General features: G+C 62.0%; 24 protein-coding genes. 17 read left to right on the plus strand and 7 right to left on the minus strand.

All coding sequences use genetic code 11. The features are described 5' to 3' along the window. Positions 1 to 68: 68 nt before the first annotated feature. The 7 genes from F8E02_RS09730 (at position 69) to F8E02_RS09760 (ending at position 5,328) form a co-directional block, all read left to right on the plus strand. Positions 69 to 311: a 4Fe-4S dicluster domain-containing protein gene (locus F8E02_RS09730; RefSeq protein WP_317065338.1), complete on the plus strand. Its 243-nt coding sequence runs from the start codon at positions 69 to 71 to the stop codon at positions 309 to 311. Next, positions 311 to 874, plus strand: coding sequence for a hydrocarbon binding protein (contains V4R domain) (locus tag F8E02_RS09735; RefSeq protein ID WP_317065339.1), 564 nt, complete (start codon positions 311 to 313; stop codon positions 872 to 874). The genes F8E02_RS09730 and F8E02_RS09735 overlap by 1 nt, the downstream gene beginning before the upstream one ends. Positions 875 to 883: 9 nt before the next feature. Further along, positions 884 to 1,801 (plus strand): NADH-quinone oxidoreductase subunit B family protein, encoded by a 918-nt coding sequence (locus tag F8E02_RS09740; protein WP_317065340.1) that lies wholly within the window; start codon positions 884 to 886, stop codon positions 1,799 to 1,801. After that, a complete protein-coding gene (locus F8E02_RS09745) occupies positions 1,798 to 3,165 on the plus strand; it encodes a Ni/Fe hydrogenase subunit alpha (protein WP_317065341.1) in 1,368 nt (455 codons plus the stop codon). The genes F8E02_RS09740 and F8E02_RS09745 overlap by 4 nt, the downstream gene beginning before the upstream one ends. Positions 3,166 to 3,175: 10 nt before the next feature. Further along, a complete protein-coding gene (locus F8E02_RS09750) occupies positions 3,176 to 3,523 on the plus strand; it encodes a roadblock/LC7 domain-containing protein (RefSeq protein WP_317065342.1) in 348 nt (115 codons plus the stop codon). 4 nt (positions 3,524 to 3,527) lie between these two features. After that, positions 3,528 to 4,193, plus strand: coding sequence for a roadblock/LC7 domain-containing protein (locus F8E02_RS09755; protein WP_317065343.1), 666 nt, complete (start codon positions 3,528 to 3,530; stop codon positions 4,191 to 4,193). Positions 4,194 to 4,389: 196 nt separating this feature from the next. Then, entirely contained in the window at positions 4,390 to 5,328 is a 939-nt protein-coding gene (locus F8E02_RS09760) for an ornithine cyclodeaminase family protein (RefSeq protein WP_317065344.1), read from the plus strand. A gap of 112 nt (positions 5,329 to 5,440) precedes the next feature. Here the strand turns inward: F8E02_RS09760 and tes are convergent, their stop codons facing one another. After that, entirely contained in the window at positions 5,441 to 6,910 is a 1,470-nt protein-coding gene (gene tes / locus F8E02_RS09765; RefSeq protein ID WP_317065345.1) for a tetraether lipid synthase Tes, read from the minus strand. Positions 6,911 to 7,049: 139 nt separating this feature from the next. Between tes and F8E02_RS09770 the strand changes: the two genes are divergently transcribed. From F8E02_RS09770 to argF, 4 genes are read left to right on the plus strand one after another with little or no spacing between them, the layout of a single operon-like run. Beyond that, positions 7,050 to 7,550, plus strand: coding sequence for a CDP-2,3-bis-(O-geranylgeranyl)-sn-glycerol synthase (locus F8E02_RS09770; RefSeq protein ID WP_317065765.1), 501 nt, complete (start codon positions 7,050 to 7,052; stop codon positions 7,548 to 7,550). Further along, positions 7,544 to 8,056, plus strand: coding sequence for an orotate phosphoribosyltransferase (pyrE, locus tag F8E02_RS09775; protein ID WP_317065346.1), 513 nt, complete (start codon positions 7,544 to 7,546; stop codon positions 8,054 to 8,056). Before F8E02_RS09770 ends, pyrE begins: the two co-directional genes overlap by 7 nt. A gap of 25 nt (positions 8,057 to 8,081) precedes the next feature. After that, a complete protein-coding gene (gene purD, locus F8E02_RS09780) occupies positions 8,082 to 9,374 on the plus strand; it encodes a phosphoribosylamine--glycine ligase (protein ID WP_317065347.1) in 1,293 nt (430 codons plus the stop codon). After that, positions 9,371 to 10,297 (plus strand): ornithine carbamoyltransferase, encoded by a 927-nt coding sequence (argF, locus tag F8E02_RS09785; protein ID WP_317065348.1) that lies wholly within the window; start codon positions 9,371 to 9,373, stop codon positions 10,295 to 10,297. Before purD ends, argF begins: the two co-directional genes overlap by 4 nt. Positions 10,298 to 10,735: 438 nt before the next feature. Here the strand turns inward: argF and F8E02_RS09790 are convergent, their stop codons facing one another. Both F8E02_RS09790 and F8E02_RS09795 read right to left on the minus strand, forming a co-directional pair. Beyond that, positions 10,736 to 10,969, minus strand: coding sequence for a hypothetical protein (locus F8E02_RS09790; RefSeq protein WP_317065349.1), 234 nt, complete (start codon positions 10,967 to 10,969; stop codon positions 10,736 to 10,738). Positions 10,970 to 10,981: 12 nt separating this feature from the next. Further along, positions 10,982 to 12,478, minus strand: a complete 1,497-nt coding sequence (locus tag F8E02_RS09795) for a methanogenesis marker 14 protein (protein WP_317065350.1) — start codon at positions 12,476 to 12,478, stop codon at positions 10,982 to 10,984. Between the two features lie 339 nt (positions 12,479 to 12,817). Between F8E02_RS09795 and F8E02_RS09800 the strand changes: the two genes are divergently transcribed. After that, entirely contained in the window at positions 12,818 to 13,222 is a 405-nt protein-coding gene (locus F8E02_RS09800) for a pyridoxamine 5'-phosphate oxidase family protein (protein ID WP_317065351.1), read from the plus strand. An 8-nt stretch (positions 13,223 to 13,230) separates the two neighbouring features. Here the strand turns inward: F8E02_RS09800 and F8E02_RS09805 are convergent, their stop codons facing one another. After that, complete coding sequence (locus tag F8E02_RS09805; RefSeq protein WP_317065352.1) at positions 13,231 to 14,415, minus strand: argininosuccinate synthase; 1,185 nt, start codon at positions 14,413 to 14,415, stop codon at positions 13,231 to 13,233. 438 nt (positions 14,416 to 14,853) lie between these two features. Here F8E02_RS09805 and F8E02_RS09810 point away from each other — a divergent pair, with 438 nt between their 5' ends. The 3 genes from F8E02_RS09810 to F8E02_RS09820 all read left to right on the plus strand — a co-directional run bounded on the left by F8E02_RS09810 (position 14,854) and on the right by F8E02_RS09820 (position 18,194). Then, the gene (locus F8E02_RS09810; RefSeq protein ID WP_317065353.1) at positions 14,854 to 16,083 is read left to right on the plus strand and encodes a quaternary amine ABC transporter ATP-binding protein; all 1,230 of its coding nucleotides are present in this window, start codon (positions 14,854 to 14,856) and stop codon (positions 16,081 to 16,083) included. Further along, complete coding sequence (locus F8E02_RS09815; protein WP_317065354.1) at positions 16,070 to 16,912, plus strand: ABC transporter permease; 843 nt, start codon at positions 16,070 to 16,072, stop codon at positions 16,910 to 16,912. The genes F8E02_RS09810 and F8E02_RS09815 overlap by 14 nt, the downstream gene beginning before the upstream one ends. A gap of 406 nt (positions 16,913 to 17,318) precedes the next feature. After that, the gene (locus tag F8E02_RS09820) at positions 17,319 to 18,194 is read left to right on the plus strand and encodes a glycine betaine ABC transporter substrate-binding protein (RefSeq protein WP_317065355.1); all 876 of its coding nucleotides are present in this window, start codon (positions 17,319 to 17,321) and stop codon (positions 18,192 to 18,194) included. Positions 18,195 to 18,688: 494 nt separating this feature from the next. Here the strand turns inward: F8E02_RS09820 and carB are convergent, their stop codons facing one another. Beyond that, a complete protein-coding gene (gene carB, locus F8E02_RS09825) occupies positions 18,689 to 21,859 on the minus strand; it encodes a carbamoyl-phosphate synthase large subunit (RefSeq protein WP_317065356.1) in 3,171 nt (1,056 codons plus the stop codon). Between the two features lie 2 nt (positions 21,860 to 21,861). Beyond that, positions 21,862 to 22,914, minus strand: coding sequence for a glutamine-hydrolyzing carbamoyl-phosphate synthase small subunit (gene carA / locus F8E02_RS09830; protein WP_317065357.1), 1,053 nt, complete (start codon positions 22,912 to 22,914; stop codon positions 21,862 to 21,864). Between the two features lie 145 nt (positions 22,915 to 23,059). Here carA and F8E02_RS09835 point away from each other — a divergent pair, with 145 nt between their 5' ends. Both F8E02_RS09835 and F8E02_RS09840 read left to right on the plus strand, forming a co-directional pair. Continuing rightward, the gene (locus tag F8E02_RS09835) at positions 23,060 to 23,941 is read left to right on the plus strand and encodes a flavodoxin family protein (RefSeq protein WP_317065358.1); all 882 of its coding nucleotides are present in this window, start codon (positions 23,060 to 23,062) and stop codon (positions 23,939 to 23,941) included. Between the two features lie 29 nt (positions 23,942 to 23,970). Then, positions 23,971 to 24,315 carry a hypothetical protein gene (locus F8E02_RS09840; protein WP_317065359.1) on the plus strand — a complete coding sequence of 115 codons (345 nt, stop codon included), beginning with the start codon at positions 23,971 to 23,973 and terminating at the stop codon, positions 24,313 to 24,315. On the opposite strand, the gene F8E02_RS09845 is transcribed toward F8E02_RS09840, so the two are convergent. After that, positions 24,312 to 24,893 carry a carbonic anhydrase gene (locus tag F8E02_RS09845; protein ID WP_317065360.1) on the minus strand — a complete coding sequence of 194 codons (582 nt, stop codon included), beginning with the start codon at positions 24,891 to 24,893 and terminating at the stop codon, positions 24,312 to 24,314. The two genes, F8E02_RS09840 and F8E02_RS09845, sit on opposite strands and share 4 nt — an antisense overlap. Between the last annotated feature and the right edge of the window lie 170 nt (positions 24,894 to 25,063).

Below are 25,063 nucleotides of genomic sequence, written 5' to 3' on the forward strand. Positions count from 1 at the left end.
AGAGAACAAATGATATATAATTATGTTTTAATAGCAGGAAGTGGTAATCACATTTCAGAGGCTCATAAATGGATATACGTGTGGATACGGACGCGTGCGTCGGGTGCGGTCTCTGTATCAAAGACTGTCCGATGCACGTGTACGAACTCCAGAACAATGTGAGTGTTCCGGTCAGGCCGAATAACTGTATGGGGTGCCTGTCCTGTCACGAGATCTGCCCGGCCCAGGCCCTCGAGCACCGCGGCATCTACTCTGCCAAGAGGCACTACATCGACATCAAGGTCTGCGAGATGCTCAGGAAGGTGATCTGATGAGCGCGGGCTACATCGACGAACTGCACGAGGCCTTCCATTCCGATCTCGTCTACCGTTCAGAGGATATTCCGCTCGAATGCTCGCCGAAGCCGAAAGAGATGGAGCAGACGCTCCACGGCGTGATGAAACTCAACGGCCTCGTGATCAGATCGCTTGAAGAGATCTCAGGGAGGGGAGCAAACGCGGTCACCTACCGGGCCGGGAAGAAGTTCGGCCATGAGGTTGCCAAGTACTTCCAGAAGCGCGAGGACGTGGAGGGAGCGCTCCACGAGCTCTCCGACCTCCTGCGCGGCCAGTACTCCTTCGAGGTCTGGAAGCCCGAGGATAAGGAGACATTCATCATCGAAGAGAACGGAGAGACCTTCATCTACCTCGTCTTCCACGACTGCATCGTCCGCCAGACGTTGCGGCGCAACGGCCTCGACCAGGGCGGCCCACTCTGCCAGACCCTTTTCGGCTACGTCGTCGGTGCGATCGAGGAGATCACCGGCCGTAAAGCCAAACTGGAGATCGTCCACACCGGCCCGAACGCCTGCTTAAAGAAACTGGTTCTGAAATGAGGCGACAGAATGAAGATTGCTATTGAAGAACTGGCAGGGTGTTCGGGGTGCACGATCGCGGTGCTCGATCTCCACGAGATGCTCCTTGATGTCGTCAAGGAGGCGGAGATTGTCTACTCGCCGGTGATCATGGACGTAAAAGAGCCGCCTGAGGGCATCGATATCGCGTTCGTGACCGGCGCCGTCCGGAACGAGGAGAACCGGGAGCGCCTCGAGAAGCTCCGGAGGCGGGCAAAGACGCTCGTCGCGCTCGGGACCTGCGCATGCTACGGGGGGATATCCGGCCTCTCGATGCTGAGTTCAAACGAGGATCTCTTCTCCTGCGTATACAGAGAAGTGGAGACGGCAAAACCCGACGGCGTTATCCCGACGGACGTGCCGCCGTTCCTCTACCGGGCGTTTGCGGTGGGGGATCTCGTCAAGATAGACTACTACGTCACGGGCTGCCCCCCGAAAGAGGTGTTCGTCAAGAAGATCATTCCGGCGATGGTCGCAGGGGATAAGCTTGAGCTCTCGCGCAAATCCGTCTGCTCCGAGTGCGACAGGACCATGGGCCCCGTCGAGAACTGGACGCTCAAACGGCGGCACGAGGGGGTTCCCGACCGCGAGCACTGCCTGCTCGGGCAGGGCTACCTCTGTCTTGGGAGCGTCACGTTCGGGAGGTGCGCGGCCGCCTGCCCGAAGAACAACATCCCGTGCCACGGGTGCAACGGCCCGTCGCTCGATATCCTCCGCGAGCCCTGCCGGGACATCTACGGCATGATGGTGCGGAGGATCTCGGACCTCACGGACAAGCCGCAGAAAGAGGTGGAGAAGGAACTCTACGACGTCGCACACACGATGTACGCCTTCACCATCGGGAGCCTGATCATGGAGGACAAAGAGACCTCAAAGATCAGAGACCTCGTCAAGGAGAGGAGCAGATGAAGGAGATCACGATCAGTCCGGTGACCCGGATAGAAGGCCATGCGGGCATCAGGATCTATCTCGACGATAAGGGTGCGGTCGACTCGGCCCACTTCCAGGTCGTTGAACTGAGAGGATTTGAGAAATTCCTCGTGGGAGCGGCGGTCGAGGAGGCACCCCGGATCACGCCCCGGATCTGCGGGATATGCCCCTCGGCGCACCATCTCGCGGCGGCGAAGGCGACCGACCGGATCTTCGGGGTCGAACCGCCCGCGACCGGGAAGAAACTCCGCGAGCTCCTCAACATCGGCCAGTTCGTCCACTCCCATGCCCTCCACTTCTTCATGCTCGCGGCCCCCGACTTCATCCTGGGCCACGACGCGCCGGCGGAGAGCAGGAACGTCATCGGGCTTGCCCGCAACTCGCCCGAGATCGCAAAGAAAGCGATCGCGGTCCGGAAATTCGGCCAGCGTCTGACGGAAGCGGTCGGCGGCAAACCCATTCACCCGGCAAACGCGTTGCCGGGAGGAATGTCCGCCCCGCTCACCGAAGGCAAGAGGGCCGAACTCGCTGTTATGGCGGAGGAAGCGCTCGGTATCGCCCGTGAAGGGTGGGAGATCGCGCGCAACCTTCTCGACGGGGTCGACACGGAGGTCGGAGCCGTCAGGACCGGGTTCCTTGGTATGGCCAACCAGGGGGTTTACTCTACCTACGACGGATCGGTCGCGATGCTCGGCGCCGACGGGGGAAGAGCCGGTTCGTTCTCGGACGCCGACTACACGAAGTTCATCGAGGAGTACTCGGAGGACTGGTCCTACCTGAAGTTCGCCCGGTTCAAAGGCGGGGACTACTACCGGGTCGGCCCGCTCGCCCGGCTCAACATCGTGGAGAGGATGGGGACGGAGCACGCGGATGCCGCGCTCACCGAGTACCGCGAACGGTTCGGCACCGTCGCCCAGGCCCCGCTTGCCTACCACCTGGCACGCTACATCGAGTTCATCGCCTCGTGCGAGCGGGCGGCGGACCTGCTCTCGGACCCCGGCATCACCGGCTCCGATATCCGGGCCCGGGTGGGAAAGGTCGTGAACCGGCGGGGCGTCGGTATCATCGAGGCTCCCCGGGGGACCCTTATCCACGATTATACCGTCAACGAGGCCGGCATCATCGAGCGGTGCAACCTCATCGTCGCGACCTGCCAGAACAACTACGCCATCGACCGGGGCGTCGAGGATATGGCACGCCGGGTGGTGGAGAACGGAGCGTTGACCGAAGGAGCGGCAAACCGTATCGAGATGATCGTCAGGGCATACGACCCCTGCATCTCGTGCGCAACTCACGCGATCGGACGGATGCCTCTCCGGATTGAGTGCGTCAGAAGAACCTGAGGTTGGAGTTATGTTAAAACAGATTCTCGGAGAATTCCTGAAACTTGATGGAGTCACCGCCGCAGTCGTGGCGGGACGGGACGGCTTTGTGATCGAGAGCGTCGTTGCCGGGGACGTGGATGTCGAGGCTCTCGGCGCCATGGCCTCCACCGGCATGGGTACGTCTGAGGCGATGAGCAACGAGCTCGGGAAAGGCGAGATGTACCAGATGCTCGTCGAGCTCGAGAACGGGCCCATCCTGCTCTCTCCGCTCTCGGAGGACGAACTGATCGCCATCGTGGCGAACGCGAACGTCAACGTCGGGCGGATCCGGTACGAACTGAAGAAGAACAGGGACCGGATAACCGCTGCTCTGTGAGACGATGCTGCCCGACGGTATCTCACTGGGACGACTCCAGGGGCCTCTCTCGGCCCTTGCCTCCATCAGCCCTCATTTCACGGGAGCCGTGCGCATCGACGGCCCCGGAGGGACCGGTTTTGTCCTTGCCCGGGATGGGAGCCCGTATGCAGCCGCATTCGAGAGCAACGGCGGAGACCTGCTGCTCAGCGGAGACGAGGCTCACAGGCATCTCTTCGACCGGCCGTCGCTTGACTACGAGCTCATCGCGTACACCGCCGAGGAGACCGGGGCGGCCCGCGAGGTATCCCGTGAGATGGGGTGTCTGATCGGCGGGAACGGCACGGCGGCAGGCGCCGCTTCGATGAGCGCGGAGCGCCTCGAACAGGTCGCACGGCAGCCGGGCGTCGTTGCCGTCTCGGTCTTTCACGAAGGGTTCGCCCTCCAGTCACTGGGATCCGCCGACTTCGAGCAGGTGGCCGCGGTCGCGGAGGACCTGCTCCGTGCCGGCACCCGTATCACCGGAGATATGGAGATGGGGAGCCTCGCGCAGATGATCCTCGAGACCCCGGCAGGGAAACTGATCATCGCACCCTACGGCGACCTCGCCCTCTGCGTACTCGCGAAGCCCGATGCCAACCTCGGCCTGATCCGCCTCTCGATGCGGAGCATGCAGGGCGGCCCCCTCTGAAGGGAAGAGCCGGCCGTTCTCGCGAGCCTCGATCCTCTCCGGCTACAGGCCCCGGACTCCGCTCTCCCACCCACACATTAATCTCTTTCAGGCATGGAGAAGGCTCCATGCAAACCTCCACCATACCGGAACTCCGGCCGACGGTATCCCCTCCCGGAGAGGCGATCTGGCCGTCCCGCTCAGGGGTGGTCCCCGGATGAGATATTACCCCGTCCGGTCCGGGTACCCCCCGTATGCCGCGGTGAACCGGGCGATCGAGGCGGCTTTTGCCGAGCACGGGAGAGGAAACGTCCAGATGCCGCAGAAAGTCTACGTGACGTTTGTCGAGACGGGGGACTTCCGGACGATGCCTGCCCACATCCCGGCGCTCGGAATCGCCGGGGTGAAGATCGTCAACGTCCACCCGCGCAACCGGGCACGGGGCCTCCCCACTGTCATGGCGCTCACGGTGATCATCGATGCGGAGACGGGCATGCCGGAGGCGATCGTCAACGCCACCGAACTTACGGCGATGCGGACCGGGGCGGCGGGCGCCGTCGCGGCGAGGCACCTCTCGCCCCGACAGTCCGTCACCCTCGGTGTCGTCGGGACCGGACGGCAGGCGGAGGCGCTCGTGGAGGCGACGGCTGCGGAACTCGCGATCGAGGAGATCCTGGTCTGGAGCAGGACCGAGAAGAGTGCCGGGGCATTTGCAGCCCGGTATGCAGACTATAACGCCCGGGTTGTCCCGCTCGAGCGTGCGTGCGACTGCGACGTGCTGCTCACGACGACGCCGTCGACAGAACCGCTCGTGATGGCGGACTGGGTCCGCGAAGGGACGCATATCAACGCCATCGGCGCCGATGCCCCCGGCAAGCAGGAGCTCGAACCCGAACTCCTGCTGAAAGCGGAGGTCTTCGTCGACGACCACGACCAGGCGGTCCACTCGGGCGAGGTGAACGTCCCGATCAGCACCGGCCTCTACGATCCCGCCCGGATCGCGGGAACCCTCGGTGAGGTCGTCATCGGGAGGAAGGGACGGTCGTCGCCTGACGCCGTCACGATCTTCGACTCGACCGGGCTTGCTATACAGGACCTCGCCATCGCCGCCCTCGTCATGCGGGAGGAGGAAGGGTACGAACTTCCGTTCCCGTGATAGGCTGCCGCGACCCTGACCGGGAATTCAACGAGATACCCTCACCGGCCCTCAAAAAGAGATCAGGGGAGAGGTGGGGCCGGCACCCCTCCTCCCCGGAGAGTGGTGGCGATTATTCGTCTTTCTGCGGCTGCGCGAAGGCTTTCCAGACCTTCTCCCGGTAGACCGGGCCGCTGTTGTAGGTGCAGAACGGGATCGCGCGGCCGTCGGGAGTCGCGTAATGGATGCAACACCTCTGCACCCGCGAGAGATCGTAGTTGTACCGGTCCATGAAGTGCATCGTACCGATGAAGAGGGCGTTCCAGTGGAACTCACGCAGCGCCTCGAAGTTCTGCGCAATCAGCGTCTTCCCGATCAGTTTCATGAACTCCCCGGTATTCGTCTGCTCCGCGGTCCGCGTGGAGGTGTAGAGGTCCTTGACTCCTTCGACGAGCGTCACGTACTTGTTGAGCGACCCGCCCTTGGTGAGCTTCGCCTCCATCTTCTCGATCGACTCGAAGAAAGCTTCGACGTTCACCATCTTGTTGACCGGGACCAGCCCCTCCTCGGTGACGAAGACATAGGTCGCCGCACCGCAGTGCTGGTGCGTGGTGAACGTGATCTGGGGTTTGCCCGTGTACGCCTCGACGAGTTCCGATATCGGGACGACGCAGGGCACGGGGTAGAAGTACTCTTTCCGGATCACACCGTCCGTCTGCTCCTCGATGCGCTCCGCAAGCTCCGGAATGGTGATCCGTTCTCTTTTGACATCGTCCTCGCTCGCAGCCCCCGTGAACGCCACCGGCTGGAAATTGACGCCCCTGATTGCCTTTATGTGATCTGCGGCGTACCGGATGATGGCGCCCACCTCGTGATCGTTCCTGCCCTTGATCACCGTGGGCACCAGCACCATCCCCATGCCGAGCCTTTCGCAGTTCTCTATAGCCTGCCGGTCGCTCGCGAGTTTCGGGTTGGTCTCTTTGGTCACGCCGTCGAAGTGCAGGTAGACGGTGGAGAGCCCCGCCTCCTTGAGCTGCATGGCATAGTCGGGCTCGCGGGCGATCCTGATCCCGTTGGTCGCGACCTGGACCTGCGACATTCCGAGCTCTTTCGCTTTTCTGATGAGTTCGGGGAGATCGTCGCGCATCGTCGGTTCGCCGCCGGAGAACTGGACGGCAGGCGTCGGCACGGGCTTTTCCTCGCGCAACATGCGCAGCATCTCGACGATCTGGTCAAACGTCGGCTCGTAAACGAAACCGCATGCCCGGGCGTTTGCAAAACAGAAGTCGCAGTTGAGGTTGCAGCGGTTCGTCAGGTCGATATTCGCGAGCAGCGTCGTTGACTTGTGGTTCTGACAGATACCGCAGTCGTTTGGGCACCCTGCCGGGGATGAGGCCTTCTGCGGGTTTGCTATTCCCCCTCCTACGCGCTCGTAGGCATCGAACCTCCGGTACATCTCTGCGTCGGACCAGTAGAGGCCCCGGTACGCGCCGTGTTCAGGGCAGGTGCGGACCAGCCAGACCTTCCCCTCTTCTTCGACGACATCGGCGTCGAGCACGCGACCGCATGTTGGACAGAGGCTCTGTGTCTTCTTTATCAGCATTCTCTCACCGTGCCCATCTAACTCCTATCTCATATTTCGACACGTTAATCTTTATATTTACTGATTGTACTGAGTATTGACGCTTATCGATACAGACATCAGTTACTGGCTCCTCGCCGGGCTCGCGGCGCTGTGGATCATGGTCCCTGCATACCTGCCGAACTCGGCGGCCGCGGTCTTCGGTGGCGGGACACCCATCGACTTCGGGAAGGCGCTCGGTGACGGGAGGCGGATCTTCGGTAACGGCAAGACGTACCGGGGGTTCTTCGGCGGCGTACTCTGCGGGATACTGATAGGTCTCGTCGAGATCTGGGCCAGGTCCGCATTCGGCCTGACTTTCCTCCCGGAGCAGACACTCCTCTCCGTCACGCTGCTTGCGGCGGGTGCGCTCCTCGGCGATCTGGCCAAGAGTTTCCTGAAACGGAGGCTGGGTAAGGAGCGGGGCGAATCCTGGTTCCTTGCCGATCAGTACGACCTGGTAGTCGGTTCTTTCGTGCTCATCCTTCTGATCTACCCCCAGTGGTTGTTTGAGAATATTACCTTACCCGTTGCGGTCTGGATCGTCGTCATGACACCCCTCCTTCACCGGGTGGTGAATATTATCGGCTATTACATCGGAGTTAAAGAGGTACCATGGTAAACCCAATCGCGGAACTGTTACTTGAGAGCGGGGCTATCGAGTTCGGGGACTTCGTCCTCGCATCGGGAGCCCGGAGTTCCTACTACATCGACATCAAGGCCGCAACAACGAACCCCACGATCCTTGCGGCAATCGGAAAGGCCATCGCCGAAGGCCGGGAATTTGACATGGTGGCCGGAGTGGCCGTCGGTGCCGTCCCGATCGCCGTCGCCGTCTCGTTTGCGAGCGGCCGGCCCTACGCGATCATCCGGAAGGCGGAGAAGGATCACGGCAAAGCCGGGACGATCATCGGCGATGTGAAGGATAAGCGTGTGCTGCTGGTCGAGGACGTGACCACATCGGGGGGAAGCGCCCTCTACGGCCTTGCAGCGCTGCGTGCTGCAGGCGCGCAGGTCGACCGTGTTGTGACCGTCGTCGACCGGGAAGCCGGCGCAGGTGAGGCGCTTGCAGAAAAAGGCGCATCCCTTAGTGCGCTTGTTCGGGTCAGCGAGCTGCTGGACGGATAAACCTTTTTTAAGAGCAGGCTAATAGATGGATATGAAAGTACTCGTTGTAGGCGGTGGTGGCAGGGAGCATGCGATCACCAGGGCACTATCCTGCAACAGCGGCGTGAGAATATTTTCTGTCATGGCACGCAAGAACCCGGGGATCGCCCGGCTCGCGGAGCGGGTGCTTCTCGAGAAAGAGACCAATATTGCAAAGATAGAGCAGTTCGCCGTCGAGAATGGGCTTGATGCCGCAGTCATCGGGCCGGAGACCCCCCTTGAAGCCGGTATCGTCGACCGCCTCGAAGCGGCCGGAATACCCTCTCTCGGACCGACCCGTGCGGCGGCCCGGCTGGAGACGGACAAGGCGTTCTGCCGGCGGTTGATGGAGCGGCACGGGATCGCGGGGTGCCCGGAATACCGGGTCTTCCATGATCCGGAAGAGGCACGTGAGTTCATCGAGGCCTATGACGGGGACCTCGCCGTCAAGCCCATCGGCCTGACCGGCGGGAAGGGCGTGCGGATCATGGGCGAGCACGTCGATGCGGCAGGAGCAGTCGAGTATGCCCGCGAGATCGGGGGAGACGTCGTGCTGGAGGAGCGGCTCATCGGGGAGGAGTTCACTCTCCAGGCGTTCGTCGATGGCAAGCACCTGGTGCCGATGCCGCTCGTGCAGGACCACAAACGCGCATACGAGGGGGACGTGGGACCGAATACCGGCGGGATGGGATCATACTCCATGCCGGATCACATGTTCCCGTTCGTCACCCGCTCCGACTACGATAAGGCGCTCCGGATCATGGAGGATACCGTCGCGGCCATGCAGAGGGAGGGAACGCCGTACCGGGGGATCCTCTATGGCCAGTTCATGAACACCCGCGACGGTCCGAGAGTCATCGAGTTCAACGCCCGTTTCGGGGATCCCGAGGCGATGAACGTCCTCTCGCTCCTGGAATCGGATCTCTCCGAGATCGTCGGTCACGTCGCGGAGGGGAGCCTCTCGCCGTCGCACGTCCGGTTCGCCCGTAAGGCGACGGTCTGCAAATACCTCGTTCCCGAAGGTTACCCCGATGCTCCGGCAGTCGGGGAGCCCCTCGCCCTCGGCGACTACGGCGACGCCCTGCTCTACTATGCAAGCGTCGAGGAGCGGGACGGGACGCTCTACACTCAGACGTCGCGGACGCTCGCGTTCGTCGGAATGGGTGAGACGCTTGAGGAGGCCGAGGCGATCGCCGAGACGGCTGCATCCTCGGTCCGGGGACGCACCTTCCACCGCAGAGATATCGGCACCAGGGCGGTCCTCGAGAAGAGGTGCCGGCACATGAAGGAGATTGCATGAAGAAGGATTTTCTCTCGATCGCCGATATCGACGAGTACGAACTTGAGAGCATTGTTGCCGACGCGATACGTCTTAAGCGGCTGAAGTCCGCAGGAGCCGCGCACGAGTATCTCAGGGGAAAGAGTCTTGCGATGATCTTCGAGAAGGCGTCCACCCGCACCCGGGTCTCGTTCGAGGTGGGGATGACCGACCTCGGCGGCCATGCACTCTTCTTGAACCCCCAGGATATGCAGCTCGGCCGGGGCGAGGAGATCCGGGACACGGCACGAGTGCTTGCCCGCTACGTCGACGCGGTGATGATCCGTGCCTACCAGCATGCTGCCGTCGAGGAGTTCGCCCGTTATTCGACTGTTCCGGTCATCAACGGTCTCTCGGACCGGTTGCACCCCTGCCAGGTGCTCTCCGACATCATGACCTTAAGCGAGCGGTTCGGCGACCTCCACGACCTGAAACTCGCCTGGGTCGGGGACGGCAACAACGTCTGTAACTCGTGGCTCCTCTCCTCAGCCCTGACCGGGATGGAGGTCGTGGTCGCAAGCCCCCCGTGCTACCAGCCAAAAGAAGCGATCGTCGCCCGGGCACAGGCGGCAGGCGGCAGGGTCAGCGTCACTACGGACCCGGAAGAAGCAGTCAGGGATGCGGACGTACTCTATACCGATATCTGGGTCTCGATGGGCGACGAGCAGCAGCGTGCCGAGCGCCTGCGAGGCCTCAAAGGCTACACGATAGACTCTCATCTCCTCGCAAAGGCGCCGTCCGACGCTCTCGTGATGCACTGCCTCCCCGCCCACCGGGGGGAGGAGATCACCGACGAAGTGATCGAGGGACCGCAGAGCATCGTCTGGGACCAGGCCGAGAACCGGCTTCATGCACAGAAGGCGCTGCTCGTGCGGCTGATCGCCGGAGATATGCCGGCTGAGTGACGCGAGAGAGCCCTCTACTTTTTCCGCGAAGAACTTCCGTCAACAGGCGGGACACGTTCCCGGTATCGAATGTGAGGAGCGTGTCTCCGGACCCGGACTGCGCGCCGGGACCTCGAGAACGGTAAAAAGAGGGCTCTGTTGAAATGCTTCATACCCTCTAGAGAACGTCCGGTTACCACGAGATGGTGGTGATGTGACCTCACGCGAAGCCGCGAAGGCGCGAAACCTGAACGGGTACTTGACAGCCTCCTTCGCGTTCTTCGAAGCCTGAGGGCTTCTCATGCTCGCTTTGCTCGCACTTCGCACCTGAGAGTGCTCGAGCTCCGGCCCTTTGGCCCATCGTACTTCGCGGCTTCGCGTGAGTCGAGTGGTATGGAGAATTCTACAGACGATTCGATCTCAGGGAGAGGGATTCAACAAAGCCAAAAAAAAGAGGATTTATTCCGCGATGAACTCTTTTAACTGCTCAAAGAGGTAGTTCTGCACCTCTTCGACGACCTCTCTTCTGCCGCGAAACGCGATCAGTTCCCGCGAGTCCCCGTCCATGTTCGCAAACGACAGCTTCTGCTGCCTCCGGACCACCTCCACGTCGTACTTCTCGACGACGTCATAGATCATCTTCCGCGGTACGCCCGGAGGAACGAGCAGATCGAACAACTCTTCTTCAGCCATTGTTTACCAATCCTACTTCCCTATTTTGATCCGGCGGGACATAATACATGGCCCTCCCCGCACCCCGCCGAGCGGGCTCTTGGGCTTCCCGAGCGAGTTCATGCACCGTCCCATCAGTGCCGCACCCCGCGCAAGGCCGTCGTCCACGAAGACGAGATGATCGTTCGGGTTGTCGTAGAGGTTCCGCTCGGTGATGCCCGCGAGGATGTACTCGGGCTTCCTCCCCGATATCGCCGCCCGCCCGGTGAACCCGATCGACGAATTCGGCGGGACCATCCCCCGCTCGACGGCGACGTCGATGAGCCTGAGCGCCATCCTCGCGCAGACCCGGTCGACGACCTCGGTCAGGACGCCCATGCCGTGCTTCTCGTGGATCTCGTGCCCGATCTTCTCAAGCGCAGGCATCTCGCTCCCGTCGACGCCGCAATCGCACCCGATGAGGGCGACACCCGATTTTTCGGCAACGTCGGCGCAGACCGGGACCCGGCCGAACCTCGTCCGGTCGGGAGGGACGATCCGGATATCGATGTGCTCGTGGCACCGGTCGACGTATTCCTCGACGACGGAGCGCTTCCGCCCCCCGAACGCGCCCTTGATGCTCTGGTCGCCGAAAAGGTCGAGGGCCGTCCCCGTCCGGTTCTTGACGAGCCCGGTTCCCCGGACGATCGAGTCGGGGATGGCGCCCGCAAGCCCGCAGAAGTTTCCGGTCGTCTGGGCGAACGGATTCGGTTCGTCCGGAGCGACGTCGCTCGTGATCCGGCCGTCGAGTGTCGTCCCGAAGTCGATGGAGATGCAGGGGTTCCGGAAGTCGACCGGCGTCCACTTGGCACCCTCCTTGATGCCCGCCATCGCGAGCTCGCCTTCCATCTCGTTTGCCACCATCTCGACGCCGGTACAGCCGACCGGCGGCACGACGCCGGCCACCGCGCCGACGAAGACCAGACGGTCGGCAAACGAGAACTGCCGGAGCTTCGGGGTGAGGTTCTCGATCGACATCGGCGGCGTCATCTTCCGCGGGGGAACCCCGGCCTCGAGACAGCCGTTCGCAAGCGCGATGATGAAGTCACCGACCTGGTCGGGGGAGTCCATCGCTGCCACGACGCCGGTGCTCCTGACGACGAAGTCGAGATCGTCCTTGATGCTCAGGTGGGCCTCGTCGTGGCACTGGATCAGGGTGTCGCGGACAAGCTCCGTGACCGACTCCCGCGTCAGCTCCGTGCCGTCGAGGGTTGCCCCGAAGATCGCCTCGCCGGGTTTCGGGGGCCGGACGTCGCGGCTCATGGTCACGGTCTTGTTGATGACGTAGGACCTGCCCGTCTCGAGGTTCGTGCCGGTCAGGATACACTTCGTCGTCGTATTGCCCATCTCAACAGATGCCACGATAAAATAGGGCTTCACCCGGTACTCGGGAACGCCCGCACCCGCTCCGTGAGAGATCGACGGCGGAGGCGGACTTTCGACGATGTGCGGTGTAGGTTTGAAGAAGCGCTCCAAAAAACGGGCACACATAGTAGTCTTTTCCCTGTCTCCCAGTTTATATCTTTCTATCGCCGCACACGGGGCTGGAATACGTAGAGAGGAACGCTCATCGCCGGGCTCGATCGCCTCGACCGGGCGGCCGAAGGGCGGCGGGATGGAAGGGTTTCACCGATTCAGGTGGTGTTCACCGGCTGGAGGCCTGATGCATACGGGAGCCCCAATCTCCAGGCAGTGCTCCGGAGGCGCCTCACCGGCCGGTATCGCCGGCCCCGACAGAGCGCTTATATACGCTCAGGACGGATAACCACAGTGCCGGGCGGACTATGGCGCTCCCGTGCGTCCGTTCCGCCAGCAGAAGAGGTGAACCGAATGGTTGCGCTTTCAGGCGAAATTAAAGAAGTATTTACCAGAACAAAAGTCATGCCGATGGCAACTGCCTCAAAGGACGGCGTTCCGAACGTGGCGCCGATGGCATCGATCCAGCTCGTCGGCGACGATACCGTCTGGATCATGGACAATTACATGGTAAAGACCCTCGAGAACCTCCAGGAGAACCCTGTCACGGCCCTCTACTTCTACGACCAGGACACAAAGCGCTGCTTCCAGGTGAAGGGTTCGACGGAGATTAAGACGTCCGGGCCCGATTACGAGAAGTTCCGCGACCAGGTGCGAACGAAAGGCCACCAATATCCGGCAAAATCGCTCATCGTCATCAAGATCACCGACATCTTCGAATGCACGCCGGGAAAAGAAGCCGGAAAGAAGGTGCTGTAAGCACCTCCTCACTTTTTGAGATTCTTGAGCAGGCGCGCCTGTATCCCGAAGTAGTTCGAGAACCCGACGGCGTGGTTCTGGTCGATCGTCGTCGAGTCGAAGGAGACGAGGTCGTCGGAGTAGATAGCAAGATCCGAGCTCCGGCCGAGCACCCTGACGCTGCCCTTGTAGAGGCCCACGTCCACGGTCCCGGTGACCCGCTCCTGCGTCTTGTCGATGAACGCATTCAGCGCGTAGAAGAGCGGTTCGTGCACGAGTCCCATGTAGGCGAGCTCGGACCACTTATCGTCGACGATCTGCTTGAACTGGAGTTCCGAACGTGTCAGGACGAGGTGTTCGAGGTCCTTGTGCGCCGCAAGCAGGACGGTCGCGGCCGGGTGCTCGTAGATCTCACGGGCCTTCAGGCCGAGGATCCGGTCCTCGACCATGTCGTTGCGGCCGACACCGTTTCGTCCTGCGATCCTGTTCAGCTCCCGGATCAGGTCAAGGCCCGCCATTCTCTTCCCGTTGAGGGCGACGGGGACGCCCTGCTCGAACTCGATCCGGATCTCTTCCATCGCATCAGGGGCGTCCTTCGGCGAGACCGTCCAGGCGTAGATATCCTCGGGCGGGTGGAAGGCGGGGTCTTCGAGTTTGCCGCCCTCGATGCTCCGGCTCCAGCAGTTCTCGTCGACGCTGTAGGGCTTGTCTTTGGCCACGCTCACGGGGACGTTGTGCTCCTGGGCATAGCAGATCTCCCACTCGCGGGTCAGGTTCATCTCCCGCATCGGTGCGATGATGTCGTATCCGCCGGACCTGAAGATGAAGTCGAACCGGAGCTGGTCGTTTCCTTTCCCGGTGCACCCGTGCGCGATCTTCGAGGCACCTTCCGCCTCTGCGATCTTTACGATCTCCTCGGCGATCAGGGGACGGGCAAGCGCCGTACCCATCGGGTAGCCTTCGTACGAACCGTTCGCTTTGATCGAGGGGAAGAGGCATTCCGCCACGAACCTCTCTTTCGCATCGATGGTGTAGTGGTTGTCTGCAAGCAACCGGCCCTTCTCCGTTGCCCGGGCGATCTCCTCCTCGGGCTGGCCCACGTCGACTGCGACGGTGACGACCTCGTCAAACCCGTAGTGCTCGCGCAGGAGGGGGATACAGACGGAGGTGTCGAGACCTCCCGAAAACGCTAGGACGACTTTTCCCTTTACCATGGTACTGATCTCCGCATTCCTGATTCCTGTCTTATAGCGACAGTCTGGAGTAATCTACAATGGTATGACCTCTCACCCAATAAAAGAAATGGTATGGAAAGGCGCACCGGCAGGAGCCGCGACTCATTCTCGCAATTCTCACGCGTTGGACATCGGGGGCGTCGATCCGGGGGGAGGGTACGGGCACCTCTCCGCGCGGCCGGGAGACCAGGGGCCGGGCAATGAGACCATGAGGAAAATGGGCATTATACGGAGTATAATCGCAAAAATGCCCATGAATCAAGGGATAGAGAGCAAAGTGGCGCCCCATCCCAAAAAGCCCGGCAAAGTGGCGGAAAAATCAAAATTCCTGCATAAAGTGGCAATTTTTGAAAACCCGAAATTATAAAACAGATTGAATCGAAATCGTGAAGCTGGAGGGATTCCATCATTTTTGAGATGTCACCAATAGACGATACAACCCCGATCCGACCGATCGTCAGTCTGAAGGGTCTGACGAAGGTCTTCGGATCGGAGACCGAGAAGGTGCTCGAACTCCATCGGTCCGGCCGGTCCAGAGAGGAGATCTACGAGGAGACCGGTGCGACGCTGGCGCTCAGCAACATATCCCTCGATATCATGCCCGGAGAGGTATTCGTCCTGATGGGGCTCTCCGGGAGCGGCAAATCGACGCTTTTACGGTGTGTCAACCGGCTCATCGAACCCACGGAGGGCGAGATACGGATCGACGGCGAAGATATCGTCGCGATGAGCCGGGATGAGTTGCGGGGGACCCGGCGGCGCAGGCTGGGCATGATATTCCAGAACTTCGCGCTCCTCCCTCACCGGACGGTCCTCGAGAACGTCGCCTTCGGGCTTGAGATTCAGGGCGTTACGGGAGACGAGCGCTCCCGGAAAGCCGAAGAGATGCTCCAGCTGGTAGGGCTCGGCGGCTATGGGGCGAGCATGCCCGCCGAGCTCTCCGGCGGCATGAAGCAGCGGGTCGGGCTTGCCCGGGCGCTCACGAGCGACCCGGATATCCTCCTGATGGACGAAGCCTTCAGCGCCCTCGATCCCCTGATCCGCAGGGAGATGCAGGACGAACTGCTTGACCTCCAGCAGCGGCTGGCAAAGACGATCATCTTCGTCACCCATGACCTCGACGAGGCCCTGAAACTCGGCGACCGCATCGCCCTGATGAAGAGCGGCGCCATCGTGCAGGTCGGCACGCCTGAGGAGATCCTGACGAACCCCGAGAACGCCTACGTCGAGAAGTTCGTCGCCGACGTTGACTTAACAAGGGTGCTCTCGGCAAGCGACGTGATGCGCCGCCCCGAACCGGTCGCCCAATGCACCGCGGGGCCGAGAGTGGCCCTGCACCTCATGGAGGAGCACGATATCACGCGGATATTCGTCGTCACCCGCCAGCGCCTGCTCCGGGGGCTGGTGACACTCGACGACGCGGCCGGAGCCGTCAGGACAGGAAGACAGATGGGGGATATCCTCATCGCCGATGTCCCCGTCGTGGCCCCCGACGCATCGCTGGCGGACATCATCTCGCTGATCGTCGAGAGCCCCTATCCCGTGGCGGTGGCGGACGAGACCGGCAGGCTCAGGGGCGTCATATCGCGCGGTGCCATCCTCGCCGCCCTGGCGCGGAAAGAGGAGGTGAACCATGCAACCGCCTAAACTTCCCGTGGGTGAGGCCGCCGAGGCGCTGGTCGACTGGATCGATACCTACTTCGGCTGGCTGCTCGATTGGGTCAGCGAAGGGCTGGGGTTCCTCGTGGGCGGGTTTGAGGATCTCCTTCTCCTCATGCCCGCGCCCGTCCTGATCCTCCTCGCGGGCGTCCTGGTCTGGCTCGTCACCCGGCGCGACCTACGGCTCGCAGGGCTCACCGTCCTCGGCCTGCTCCTCATCTGGAACCTCAACCTCTGGAGCCTCGCCATGCTCACCCTGGCGCTCGTCATCGTCTCGACGGTCCTCGCGCTCGTGATATCGCTCCCGCTCGGGATCGCGGCTGCAGGGAGCGAGCCGCTAAACGCAGTTCTCAGGCCGGTCCTTGACTTCATGCAGACGATGCCCTCGTTCGTCTACCTCATCCCGGCGGTGATCTTCTTCGGCCTGGGGAGCGTGCCGGGCATCATCGCGACGGTCGTCTTTGCGATGCCCCCGGCGCTGCGCCTCACGAACCTCGGCATCCGGCAGGTACCCCGCGAGTTGATTGAGGTTGCGGACGCCTTCGGCTCCACGCCCCGCCAGAAACTCCTCAAAGTACAGCTCCCGGTCGCCCTCCCCACCATCATGGCAGGGGTGAACCAGTGCATCATGCTCGCCCTCTCGATGACCGTCATCGCATCGATGATCGGGGCGGGGGGGCTCGGGTACCGGGTGCTTGTGGGTATCCAGCGGGTGGATATCGGGATGGGGTTTGAGGCGGGGCTTGCCATCGTGATCCTCGCGATCATCCTGGACCGGATCACCCAGAACCTTGTGCCGCGGTATGAGGGCCGGTGAACCCTGCCGGTCCCTGCCCGGGGTGCATTAACCCGGCTGTCCGCCCTGCATACTCCGTTGCCCGGCCGGGATGCTCGCGATTGGCGGATCGGCGCTCTCATCGAGGTGCCATCGGAGGCCGCCGGCAGCATCTCCTTTGAAATCGAGATTTAATAATGCTCCGTCCGCAAAACAGAACCCGTAAAACCTAAATAAGGTTGGGACCCCATGTTTGTGCGGTCAATATCTGGCCTTTTTGCCTGGGGTGCAAACACGCCAGGAGTGGCGCATACCGCCACCTCTGCTCGATGCCCGGATCTCGGCGTATGGCCGTTCCGGACATGTTGTGAGAGCCCGGAACCCCACATAGCCGGACTCTGAATGCAATCTGTCGCTTTAGAGCGGCAAAAATCCACGAGATGAAGATATGGTTCAAAAGACCGGAAGCATGCTCGCACTGACGGGTGTCGTCCTGGTGCTCTGCCTCTTCTCCGCCGGTTGCACCGGCACACAGGCGACCGAGCCCAGAAAGGAGATCAGCATCGGCTACGTCACCTGGGACTGTGCGATTGCCAGTACCAACGTAATGAAACAGGTCTTTGAAGAGAAAGGCTACGATGTCCGTCTGGTCGCGGTCGACGCAGGCCCCCTCTTCCAGGCGCTTGCCCGCGGAGACGTCGACTTCACGACGACCGGGTGGCTCCCGCACACCCATGAGCACTACTGGGAGCAGTACGGCGACCGGATCGATTACGTCAACGAGAACATCCCCGGGGCCGCCCGTATCGGGCTTGTCGTCCCGACCTACGTGACGATCGACTCGATCGAAGAGTTGGACGGTGTCAAAGATCGGTTCGGCGGCAGGATCGTCGGTATCGAGCCCGGCGCGGGCATCATGACCCGGACCGAGCAGGCCATCGAAGAGTATGGTCTCGACTACAACCTGGTCGCGAGCAGCAGCGCCGGCATGGCCGCCGAACTGCGCACTTCTATCAACGATGAGAAGTGGATCGTGGTGACGGGCTGGTCGCCGCACTGGAAGTTCGGACGGTACGACCTCAAGTTCCTCGACGATCCGAAGGGCGTCTACGGCGGGGCCGAGGATGTCGTGACTCTCGCACGGCAGGGCCTCGCGACCGACGATCCGGAAGCCTACGGCATTCTGAGCCGGTTCGAATGGACGGGCGAGGATATCGCCTCGGTCATGACCGATATCGAGGGCGGCATGCCTGAAGAAGAGGCCGCGAAGAAATGGGTCGCTGCCAACCCCGACAAGGTCAACACCTGGCTTGGGGAAGCATAACCCCTCTCTTTTTTCGACTCTAAACGCTCTGCGAATCCTCCCGGCCTGCTCTCCGTTGACGACGACGGAAACGGGTGACATGGCCTCTGACATATGATCAAATACAACGCCGGGGCCCCATGTAGCCTCACGCGAAGAGCGCGAAGCCGCGAAGAACGACCTCCCCGATGGGGAGGGAGTTGGAGCACCGGAGGTGCGACTTGCGAGCAAAGCGAGCATGAGAAGCCATCAGGCTTCGAAGGACGATGGGCCGAAGGGCCGGAGTTTGAGCACCGTCAAGGTGCGAAGGGGAGTTGCAGCATTTCTCTACCGAACTTCGCGTTCTTCGCGCCTTCGCGTGAGGCTGTGTCGCTATTCGCACTCGTTAACTCACGAGAAGGCGCGAAAAACGACAGCATTTTGAGCCGGAGTTCGAGAAGACCGGAGGTCTTCGAAGTGCAAGCGAAAGCAGATGGCAACACTGGAAGAAAAAGAGAGGGCGATAAGATCCCGGATCACACCAGCCCGTGGTAGTGGCCGAGCGGCTCGAGGGTGATCTCCTCGCGCTTGATGGCGTCGATCGCCATCGCCGCTGCCCGCGCCGCCTGGAGCGTGGTGATGTAGGGGATGCCGTAGTCGACGGCGGCCCGCATGATCTGGATATGGTCCTGCCGGGATGCCTTGTCCGCCGGGGTGTTGATGATCAGCCGGATTCCCCCGGAGCGCATGATATCGATGACGTTCGGGGAGCCTTCCTGGACCTTCCGCACGAGGTTCGCCTCGATGCCGTTCTGGGTGAGGAAGTCGACCGTCCCGCTCGTGCCGTAGAGGGAGAGGCCGAGTTCCCGGAGTTTTCGTGCAATCGGGAGGATCTCCTCCTTCTGCTCGTCCGTCACCGAGATGAAGACGTTCCCCGTCGTCGGCAGGGTGTTGTCCGCGGCGGTGCTCGCCTTGTAGTAGGCACGGCCGAAGTCGTAGTCGATCCCCATCACTTCGCCGGTGCTCTTCATCTCGGGTCCGAGGACGGTGTCGACGCCGGGGAGCTTGTTGAAGGGGAGGAGCACTTCCTTCACCGCGACATGCTCGATCTCGGGCTCGGCGATATCCATATCGGCGAGTTTCTTGCCGACCATCACCTTCGCCGCGATCTTCGCGAGCGCGATCCCGGTCGCCTTCGCGACGAACGGCACGGTCCGGCTCGCACGCGGGTTCGCTTCGAGCACGTAGACGACGTCGTTCTGGACGGCGTACTGGATGTTGATCAGCCCGACGACCCCGAGACCGAGGGCGATCTTCTTCGTGTAGTCGCGCACCCGCGCGACAACCGAGGGCGAGAGGGACTGCGGCGGGATGACGCAGGCCGAGTCGCCGGAGTGGACGCCGGCCCACTCGATATGCTCCATGATCCCGCCGATCAGGACGTCCGTTCCGTCGCAGACCGCGTCGACGTCGATCTCGACGGCGCCCTGGAGGAAGGAGTCGATCAGCACCGGGTGCTTCTTGCTCACCCGGACGGCCTCCTTGATGTAACTCTCGAGCTCGGCGTCGTCGTGGACGAGTTCCATCGCCCGCCCGCCGAGGACGTAGGACGGCCGGACCAGCACCGGGTAGCCGATCGCCCGGGCCATCTTCCTAGCCTCGTCCTCTGAGTATGCGGAGGAGTTTGCCGGGCTCGGGATCCCGAGCCGGGTGAGGAGCTGGCTGAACCGGTCGCGGTCTTCCGCCACGTCCATGGCGTCGGGCGACGTGCCGAGGATCTTCGTCGCAAGACCGACGCGTTTGATCTCCGCCTCCAGCGGCACGGCCAGGTTCACCGAGTTCTGCCCGCCGAACTGGACCATGACGCCGTAGTAGCCGTCCTTCTTGAGGATGTTCATGACGTCCTCAAGCTGCATCGGCTCAAAGAAGAGCCGGTCGGATGTATCGGCGTCGGTCGAGACCGTTTCGGGGTTGTTGTTGACGATGTGGACTTCGACCCCCTCTTCCTCGCGGAGCGCCATCACCGCGTGGACGGTGCAGTAATCGAACTCGATCCCCTGCCCGATCCGGATCGGCCCCGAACCGAGGATCAGGACTTTCTTCGCATCGTTCCGGGTGAGCTCGCATCCCTCTTCCCAGGTGGAGTAGAAGTACGGCGTGGTTGCCGGGAACTCCGCGGCGCAGGTGTCCACCATCTTGTAGGTCGGCCTCCCTGCAAGGGCCTCGATCTCGTCGGTCGTCTTCCCCGTCAGCGCCAGCAGATCCTCGTCTGAGAACCCGCACCGCTTGGCGGCCTTGATGTCCTCAGGCCCGCAGGCGGTCTGGAGCTTCCGTTCCAGGTCGACGACGTTCTTGATCTTCTCAAGGAAGAAGGGCGTGATCGCCGTGAGACCGGCAACCTCCTCGACCGTGAACCCCTCCCTGAAGGCGTCAAAGAGACATCCGAACCGCTCGTCCGTCGGAGCGGTGAGGATCATCCGGATCTCGCTCGGGCTCGTGTGCCGCTGCATATCGTTGTCGAGCGACCGGAGCGCCTTCTTGAACGCCTCCTCGACCGTCCGCCCGATGGCCATCACTTCACCCGTGCTCTTCATCGCCGTGGTGAGCGTCCGGTCTGCGGACTTGAACTTGTCAAACGGCCACCGCGGCACCTTCACCACCACGTAATCGACGGCAGGTTCGAACGACGCCGGAGTGACACCGGTCACGGTGTTCGTGATCTCGTCGAGCCGAAGGCCGATCGCGATCTTTGCCGCGACCCGCGCGATCGGGTAGCCGGTCGCCTTGGACGCGAGTGCCGAGGACCGGGATACCCGGGGGTTCACCTCGATGATCCGGTAGTCGCCGTCCTTGTAGGCGAACTGGACGTTGCACCCGCCCTGGACGTCGAGCGCCCGGATGATCCTGATTGCAGCCGTCCGGAGCGTCTGGAACTCGTCGTCCCGCAGGGTGAGGATGGGTGCGACGACGACGCTCTCGCCGGTGTGGATGCCCATCGGGTCCACGTTCTCCATGCCGCAGACGATGATGCAGGTATCGGCCGCATCCCGCATCACCTCGAACTCGATCTCCTTCCACCCGGCGACGCTCTCCTCTACGAGGACCTGGTGGATACGGGAGCGGGCAAGACCGATCTCAAGGATCCGCCGCATCTCCTCAGCCGTGTGCGCCACGCCGCCGCCCGAACCGCCGAGGGTGTACGCCGGCCTGATGATCGCCGGGAGGCCGACCTGCCGGATCGCCTCGTCGATCTGGTTCATGTTCTCGAGGATCATGCTCCGGGGAACGGGTTCGCCGATGGCGTTCATCAGGTCGCGGAACTGTTCGCGATCCTCGCCGCGATAGATCGCCTCGAGCGGGGTCCCGAGGATCTCGACGCCCTCGAGCGCGCCCATCTCCGCGAGTTCCGCGGTCATGTTCAGGCCGGTCTGGCCGCCCATGCCGCTCAGGATCCCGTCCGGCTTCTCCTTCTGGATGATCTTTGCTATGATCTCGGCCTTCAGAGGCTCGATATAGATGACATCGGCCGTGTCGGGGTCGGTCTGGATCGTCGCCGGGTTCGAGTTGACGAGGACGACCTCGACACCCTCCTCACGGAGCGCCCGGCAGGCCTGCGACCCTGAGAAGTCGAACTCGGCCGCCTGTCCGATCTGGATGGGCCCGGAGCCGATGATAAGGACTTTCTTGATGTAAGATTTCTTCGGCATTCTTAGATCCCCCCATAGATTCGATCAAAGAAGTGCATCTCCGTATCCCGGGGCCCGCCGTGCGCCTCCGGGTGGAACTGGACGCAGGTGATGTTGAGATCGCTGTTCTCGAATCCCTCGACCGTGCCGTCGTTCACGTTCCGGTAGGAGACGGTGCATCCCTCCGGCAGGGTCTCCTCGTCCACCGCAAAACCGTGGTTCTGCGTCGTGATGTAGATGCTCCCGTCCTTGTAGCGGACCGGCTGGTTCGTCCCCCGGTGACCGAACTTCATCTTGTAGGTCTCGGCACCGAGCGCGAGTGCGGCCACCTGGATGCCCATGCAGATGCCGATGACCGGCAACTCTCCGGCCAGGTCCCGGACGCACCGGATGGCGCTTGTCGCCCGCCGGGGGTCGCCTGGGCCGTTGGTGATGAAGAGCGCGTCGGGCTCCGCCGCCATCACGTCGTCCGGCGTGGCGGTGTGCGGGAAGACGTGGAGATCGGCGCCGCGGTGGCTGAGGCTAGAGAGGATGTGCCTTTTCACGCCGAGATCGATGACGGCGATCCGCTTGCCGGGGCCGCTGATCCGGTAGGGCTCCCGGCAGGAGACGCTCCCGATGAGGTCGACGTCGCTGATCGGGGGAACTGCCCGGGCGCGCCGAACCGCTTCCTCCCCGTCGTCGCTCCCGACGATGAGCGAAGCCCGGAGCGTGCCGACTGTCCGGGTCTTTATCGTCAGGCTGCGGGTATCGACGCCGGATATGCCGGAGAGGCCGTTCTCTTCAAAAAACTTTGCAACCGAGGGTTGCGTTGTGGGCGTGCCGGAGACCTCACGCACGACACAGCCCCGCGCGTGAACCTTCGGGCTCTCAAAATTCTGGTGATCGACACCGTAGTTCCCGATGAGGGGATAGGTAAACATCAAAAGTTGTCCGGCATAACTGGGGTCAGTCAATGCCTCCATGTAACCGGTCATCTGCGTCGTGAAGACGAGTTCACCGGAACATATCCCCTCAACGCCAAAACCATTCCCTATAACAAATGTTCCGTCTTCAAGACCCAGAACCGCCTTCATGAATTACCATATCATGTGGATCAGATTCCTTATTAACGGTAGTGACGGATCGAACAGCCTTCCCGGGACCCCTGCGGGAAACCGGAACCTGCGGGGCTCCGTCAACCCGAAACATTGAAGTCGATCGAACGACAGGGAGCGCACGATGACCGAAAGCGCGACAGAAAACACCCGGTCGATCGAGACGCCCGAAGGGACGTTTACTATCAGGCTCGTCTCCGAGAACTTAGGAGGCATCTACCCGGGCATGATACGGTACACCGTCGAGGTCCTCCGCGACACGGAGACGGTCTACACCTATGCTATCAATTCCTACGAGGTGCCGCCGGGCTCCCTCTTCGATACCCGTGAGGTGGCGGAGATCGTCTTCTCCCGGCTCACGCACGACGTAGCGTCCCGTCCCCACACCTACACGCGTCCCCGTCTTTTCACCCGCCCGCTGCCGGGCGGCAGCACCACCGCCGTCGTCATCCTGCAGGGGAGCCCGCGCCGGTTCGGGAACTCCGCGAAGATTGCATCGTGGTGCGACGACGAGGCTGCCCGGGCCGGCATCTCTTCACGGGTCTTCTACCTGCAGGAGATGGATATCAAAACGTGTATCGGCTGCTATACCTGCTACGACTACGGCTACTGCCCGATAGACGACGATATGCCCGGGATCATCCGGGCTCTCGAGGCCGCCTCGATCATTGTCGTCTGCACCCCCGTCTACACCGGCACCGTCCCGGCAGGCCTGAAAGCAGTGATAGACCGCTGCCAGTGGCTCCATGCCCGGGAGAAGGTGCTGGGGAGGGAGGTGCACGCGAAGGGACTGCTCGTCGCGGTCGCCGGACGGCGGGGGGACGAGCCGTTCGTCTGCGTAACCCGCGTGGTCGGGATGTTCATGGAGAATCTCGGCATCCGCCCGGCCGAACCGGTACTGATCGGCGACCTCGACCGGGTGCGGGACGTCGGGAGCATTGAAGGGCTTGAGGACAGCGTCCGGACGGCGTTGCGCGCCCAGATTGAGGGGCGGGAAGAAAGCTAATATATCATTCGTTCCCCCACCGATGATGCATGGCAGAAGTGACTGTTGAGATTGTCGGCCTTGAGGAGTCCGAGTGCGGCCCGTTCCCCTGCGACGAGACGCGATCCTGCGGCCTTGAGACCTGTTACCCGTCAAATAATCTGATGGACGCTATCAGCGCCCTGCGCGACGAGCTGCTCGATGCATACGGCGATAAGGTCGAGGTGAAGACGACGCTGATCGACCGCGAGATGCCCGACTACGTCAGGGAGATCGTCGAGGAGCGCCATCCCCCGATCCCGATCATCCTTGTGAACGGGAGACTGACATCGATCGGGAGGGTCTCGCTCGGCCTGATAAAAGAAGAGATTGATTATGCCCTGGAAGAGTCTTAGAACACTTTCTTCAGTTCTCCGGTCGCAAGGTCGAAGTACAGGCCGTGAAGCCGGACCCATCCCTCTTTTTCCGCAGCCCTGACCGGCGGGTAGGTGCGGAGGTGCTCGAGCTGCAGGCCGACGTTCTCGACCTCGATGAGCCTCCGCCGGATCTTCTCTTCCTCGGAGTTTTGCGGCACCGGTATCCGGCACTCAACGCGACGTTTCGCCTCCTTGGCGTTGTTGAGCCAGAGCGGAATGTATGCGTCGTCGCTCTCGCGGTCGAGCCCCTTTATGGCGCCGCAGTCCGAGTGCCCGCAGATGACGATATCCCCGACTTTGAGATGATTGACAGCATACTCGAGCACGGTCGCGAAGTTCCAGTCGTGAACCGGGACGATGTTGCCGATGTTTCGCTGCACGAAGATCTCACCGGCCTTAGAGCCGGTAATGCGTTCGGGATCTACCCGTGAGTCTGAACACCCGATCCAGAGGACTTTCGGCTTCTGGCTTGATGCGAGCGGGCCGTAATGCTCAGGATCTTTTGCAAAGTCTTCCTCCCGGAAGCGCTTGTTACCCTCAAGAATCTTATCGATCATCCGTATACTCCGTAAGACGATATGGGCGACCGTGTCTGACGGGCGCGCCTGAAGAGGGGGTTATGCCCGGAGGTTTAAAAATATATATACCTTGAGTTTCAGGCAGGCCAGACCGCGCCGGAGCAGGAAGAAAGAACGCCATTCTGCCCCTGAAAGATGTCCGGAGCGCC

Origin of the sequence: Methanoculleus caldifontis, from assembly GCF_032842345.1 — an archaeon.
Taxonomy (GTDB): domain Archaea; phylum Halobacteriota; class Methanomicrobia; order Methanomicrobiales; family Methanoculleaceae; genus Methanoculleus; species Methanoculleus caldifontis.

Coding starts and splice junctions, on each gene's coding strand:
- pyrE (WP_317065346.1), top strand. CDS start 7,544: ATGGTAAACCCAATCGCGGAACTGTTACTTGAGAGCGGGGCTATCGAG.
- F8E02_RS09740 (WP_317065340.1), top strand. CDS start 884: ATGAAGATTGCTATTGAAGAACTGGCAGGGTGTTCGGGGTGCACGATC.
- F8E02_RS09760 (WP_317065344.1), top strand. CDS start 4,390: ATGAGATATTACCCCGTCCGGTCCGGGTACCCCCCGTATGCCGCGGTG.
- F8E02_RS09730 (WP_317065338.1), top strand. CDS start 69: ATGGATATACGTGTGGATACGGACGCGTGCGTCGGGTGCGGTCTCTGT.
- F8E02_RS09745 (WP_317065341.1), top strand. CDS start 1,798: ATGAAGGAGATCACGATCAGTCCGGTGACCCGGATAGAAGGCCATGCG.
- F8E02_RS09790 (WP_317065349.1), bottom strand. CDS start 10,969: ATGGCTGAAGAAGAGTTGTTCGATCTGCTCGTTCCTCCGGGCGTACCG.
- argF (WP_317065348.1), top strand. CDS start 9,371: ATGAAGAAGGATTTTCTCTCGATCGCCGATATCGACGAGTACGAACTT.
- F8E02_RS09750 (WP_317065342.1), top strand. CDS start 3,176: ATGTTAAAACAGATTCTCGGAGAATTCCTGAAACTTGATGGAGTCACC.
- F8E02_RS09845 (WP_317065360.1), bottom strand. CDS start 24,893: ATGATCGATAAGATTCTTGAGGGTAACAAGCGCTTCCGGGAGGAAGAC.
- F8E02_RS09755 (WP_317065343.1), top strand. CDS start 3,528: ATGCTGCCCGACGGTATCTCACTGGGACGACTCCAGGGGCCTCTCTCG.
- carA (WP_317065357.1), bottom strand. CDS start 22,914: ATGAAGGCGGTTCTGGGTCTTGAAGACGGAACATTTGTTATAGGGAAT.
- F8E02_RS09835 (WP_317065358.1), top strand. CDS start 23,060: ATGACCGAAAGCGCGACAGAAAACACCCGGTCGATCGAGACGCCCGAA.
- F8E02_RS09810 (WP_317065353.1), top strand. CDS start 14,854: ATGTCACCAATAGACGATACAACCCCGATCCGACCGATCGTCAGTCTG.
- F8E02_RS09815 (WP_317065354.1), top strand. CDS start 16,070: ATGCAACCGCCTAAACTTCCCGTGGGTGAGGCCGCCGAGGCGCTGGTC.
- F8E02_RS09735 (WP_317065339.1), top strand. CDS start 311: ATGAGCGCGGGCTACATCGACGAACTGCACGAGGCCTTCCATTCCGAT.
- F8E02_RS09820 (WP_317065355.1), top strand. CDS start 17,319: ATGGTTCAAAAGACCGGAAGCATGCTCGCACTGACGGGTGTCGTCCTG.
- purD (WP_317065347.1), top strand. CDS start 8,082: ATGGATATGAAAGTACTCGTTGTAGGCGGTGGTGGCAGGGAGCATGCG.
- F8E02_RS09840 (WP_317065359.1), top strand. CDS start 23,971: ATGGCAGAAGTGACTGTTGAGATTGTCGGCCTTGAGGAGTCCGAGTGC.
- F8E02_RS09805 (WP_317065352.1), bottom strand. CDS start 14,415: ATGGTAAAGGGAAAAGTCGTCCTAGCGTTTTCGGGAGGTCTCGACACC.
- F8E02_RS09770 (WP_317065765.1), top strand. CDS start 7,050: ATGGTCCCTGCATACCTGCCGAACTCGGCGGCCGCGGTCTTCGGTGGC.
- F8E02_RS09795 (WP_317065350.1), bottom strand. CDS start 12,478: ATGTGTGCCCGTTTTTTGGAGCGCTTCTTCAAACCTACACCGCACATC.
- F8E02_RS09800 (WP_317065351.1), top strand. CDS start 12,818: ATGGTTGCGCTTTCAGGCGAAATTAAAGAAGTATTTACCAGAACAAAA.
- carB (WP_317065356.1), bottom strand. CDS start 21,859: ATGCCGAAGAAATCTTACATCAAGAAAGTCCTTATCATCGGCTCCGGG.
- tes (WP_317065345.1), bottom strand. CDS start 6,910: ATGCTGATAAAGAAGACACAGAGCCTCTGTCCAACATGCGGTCGCGTG.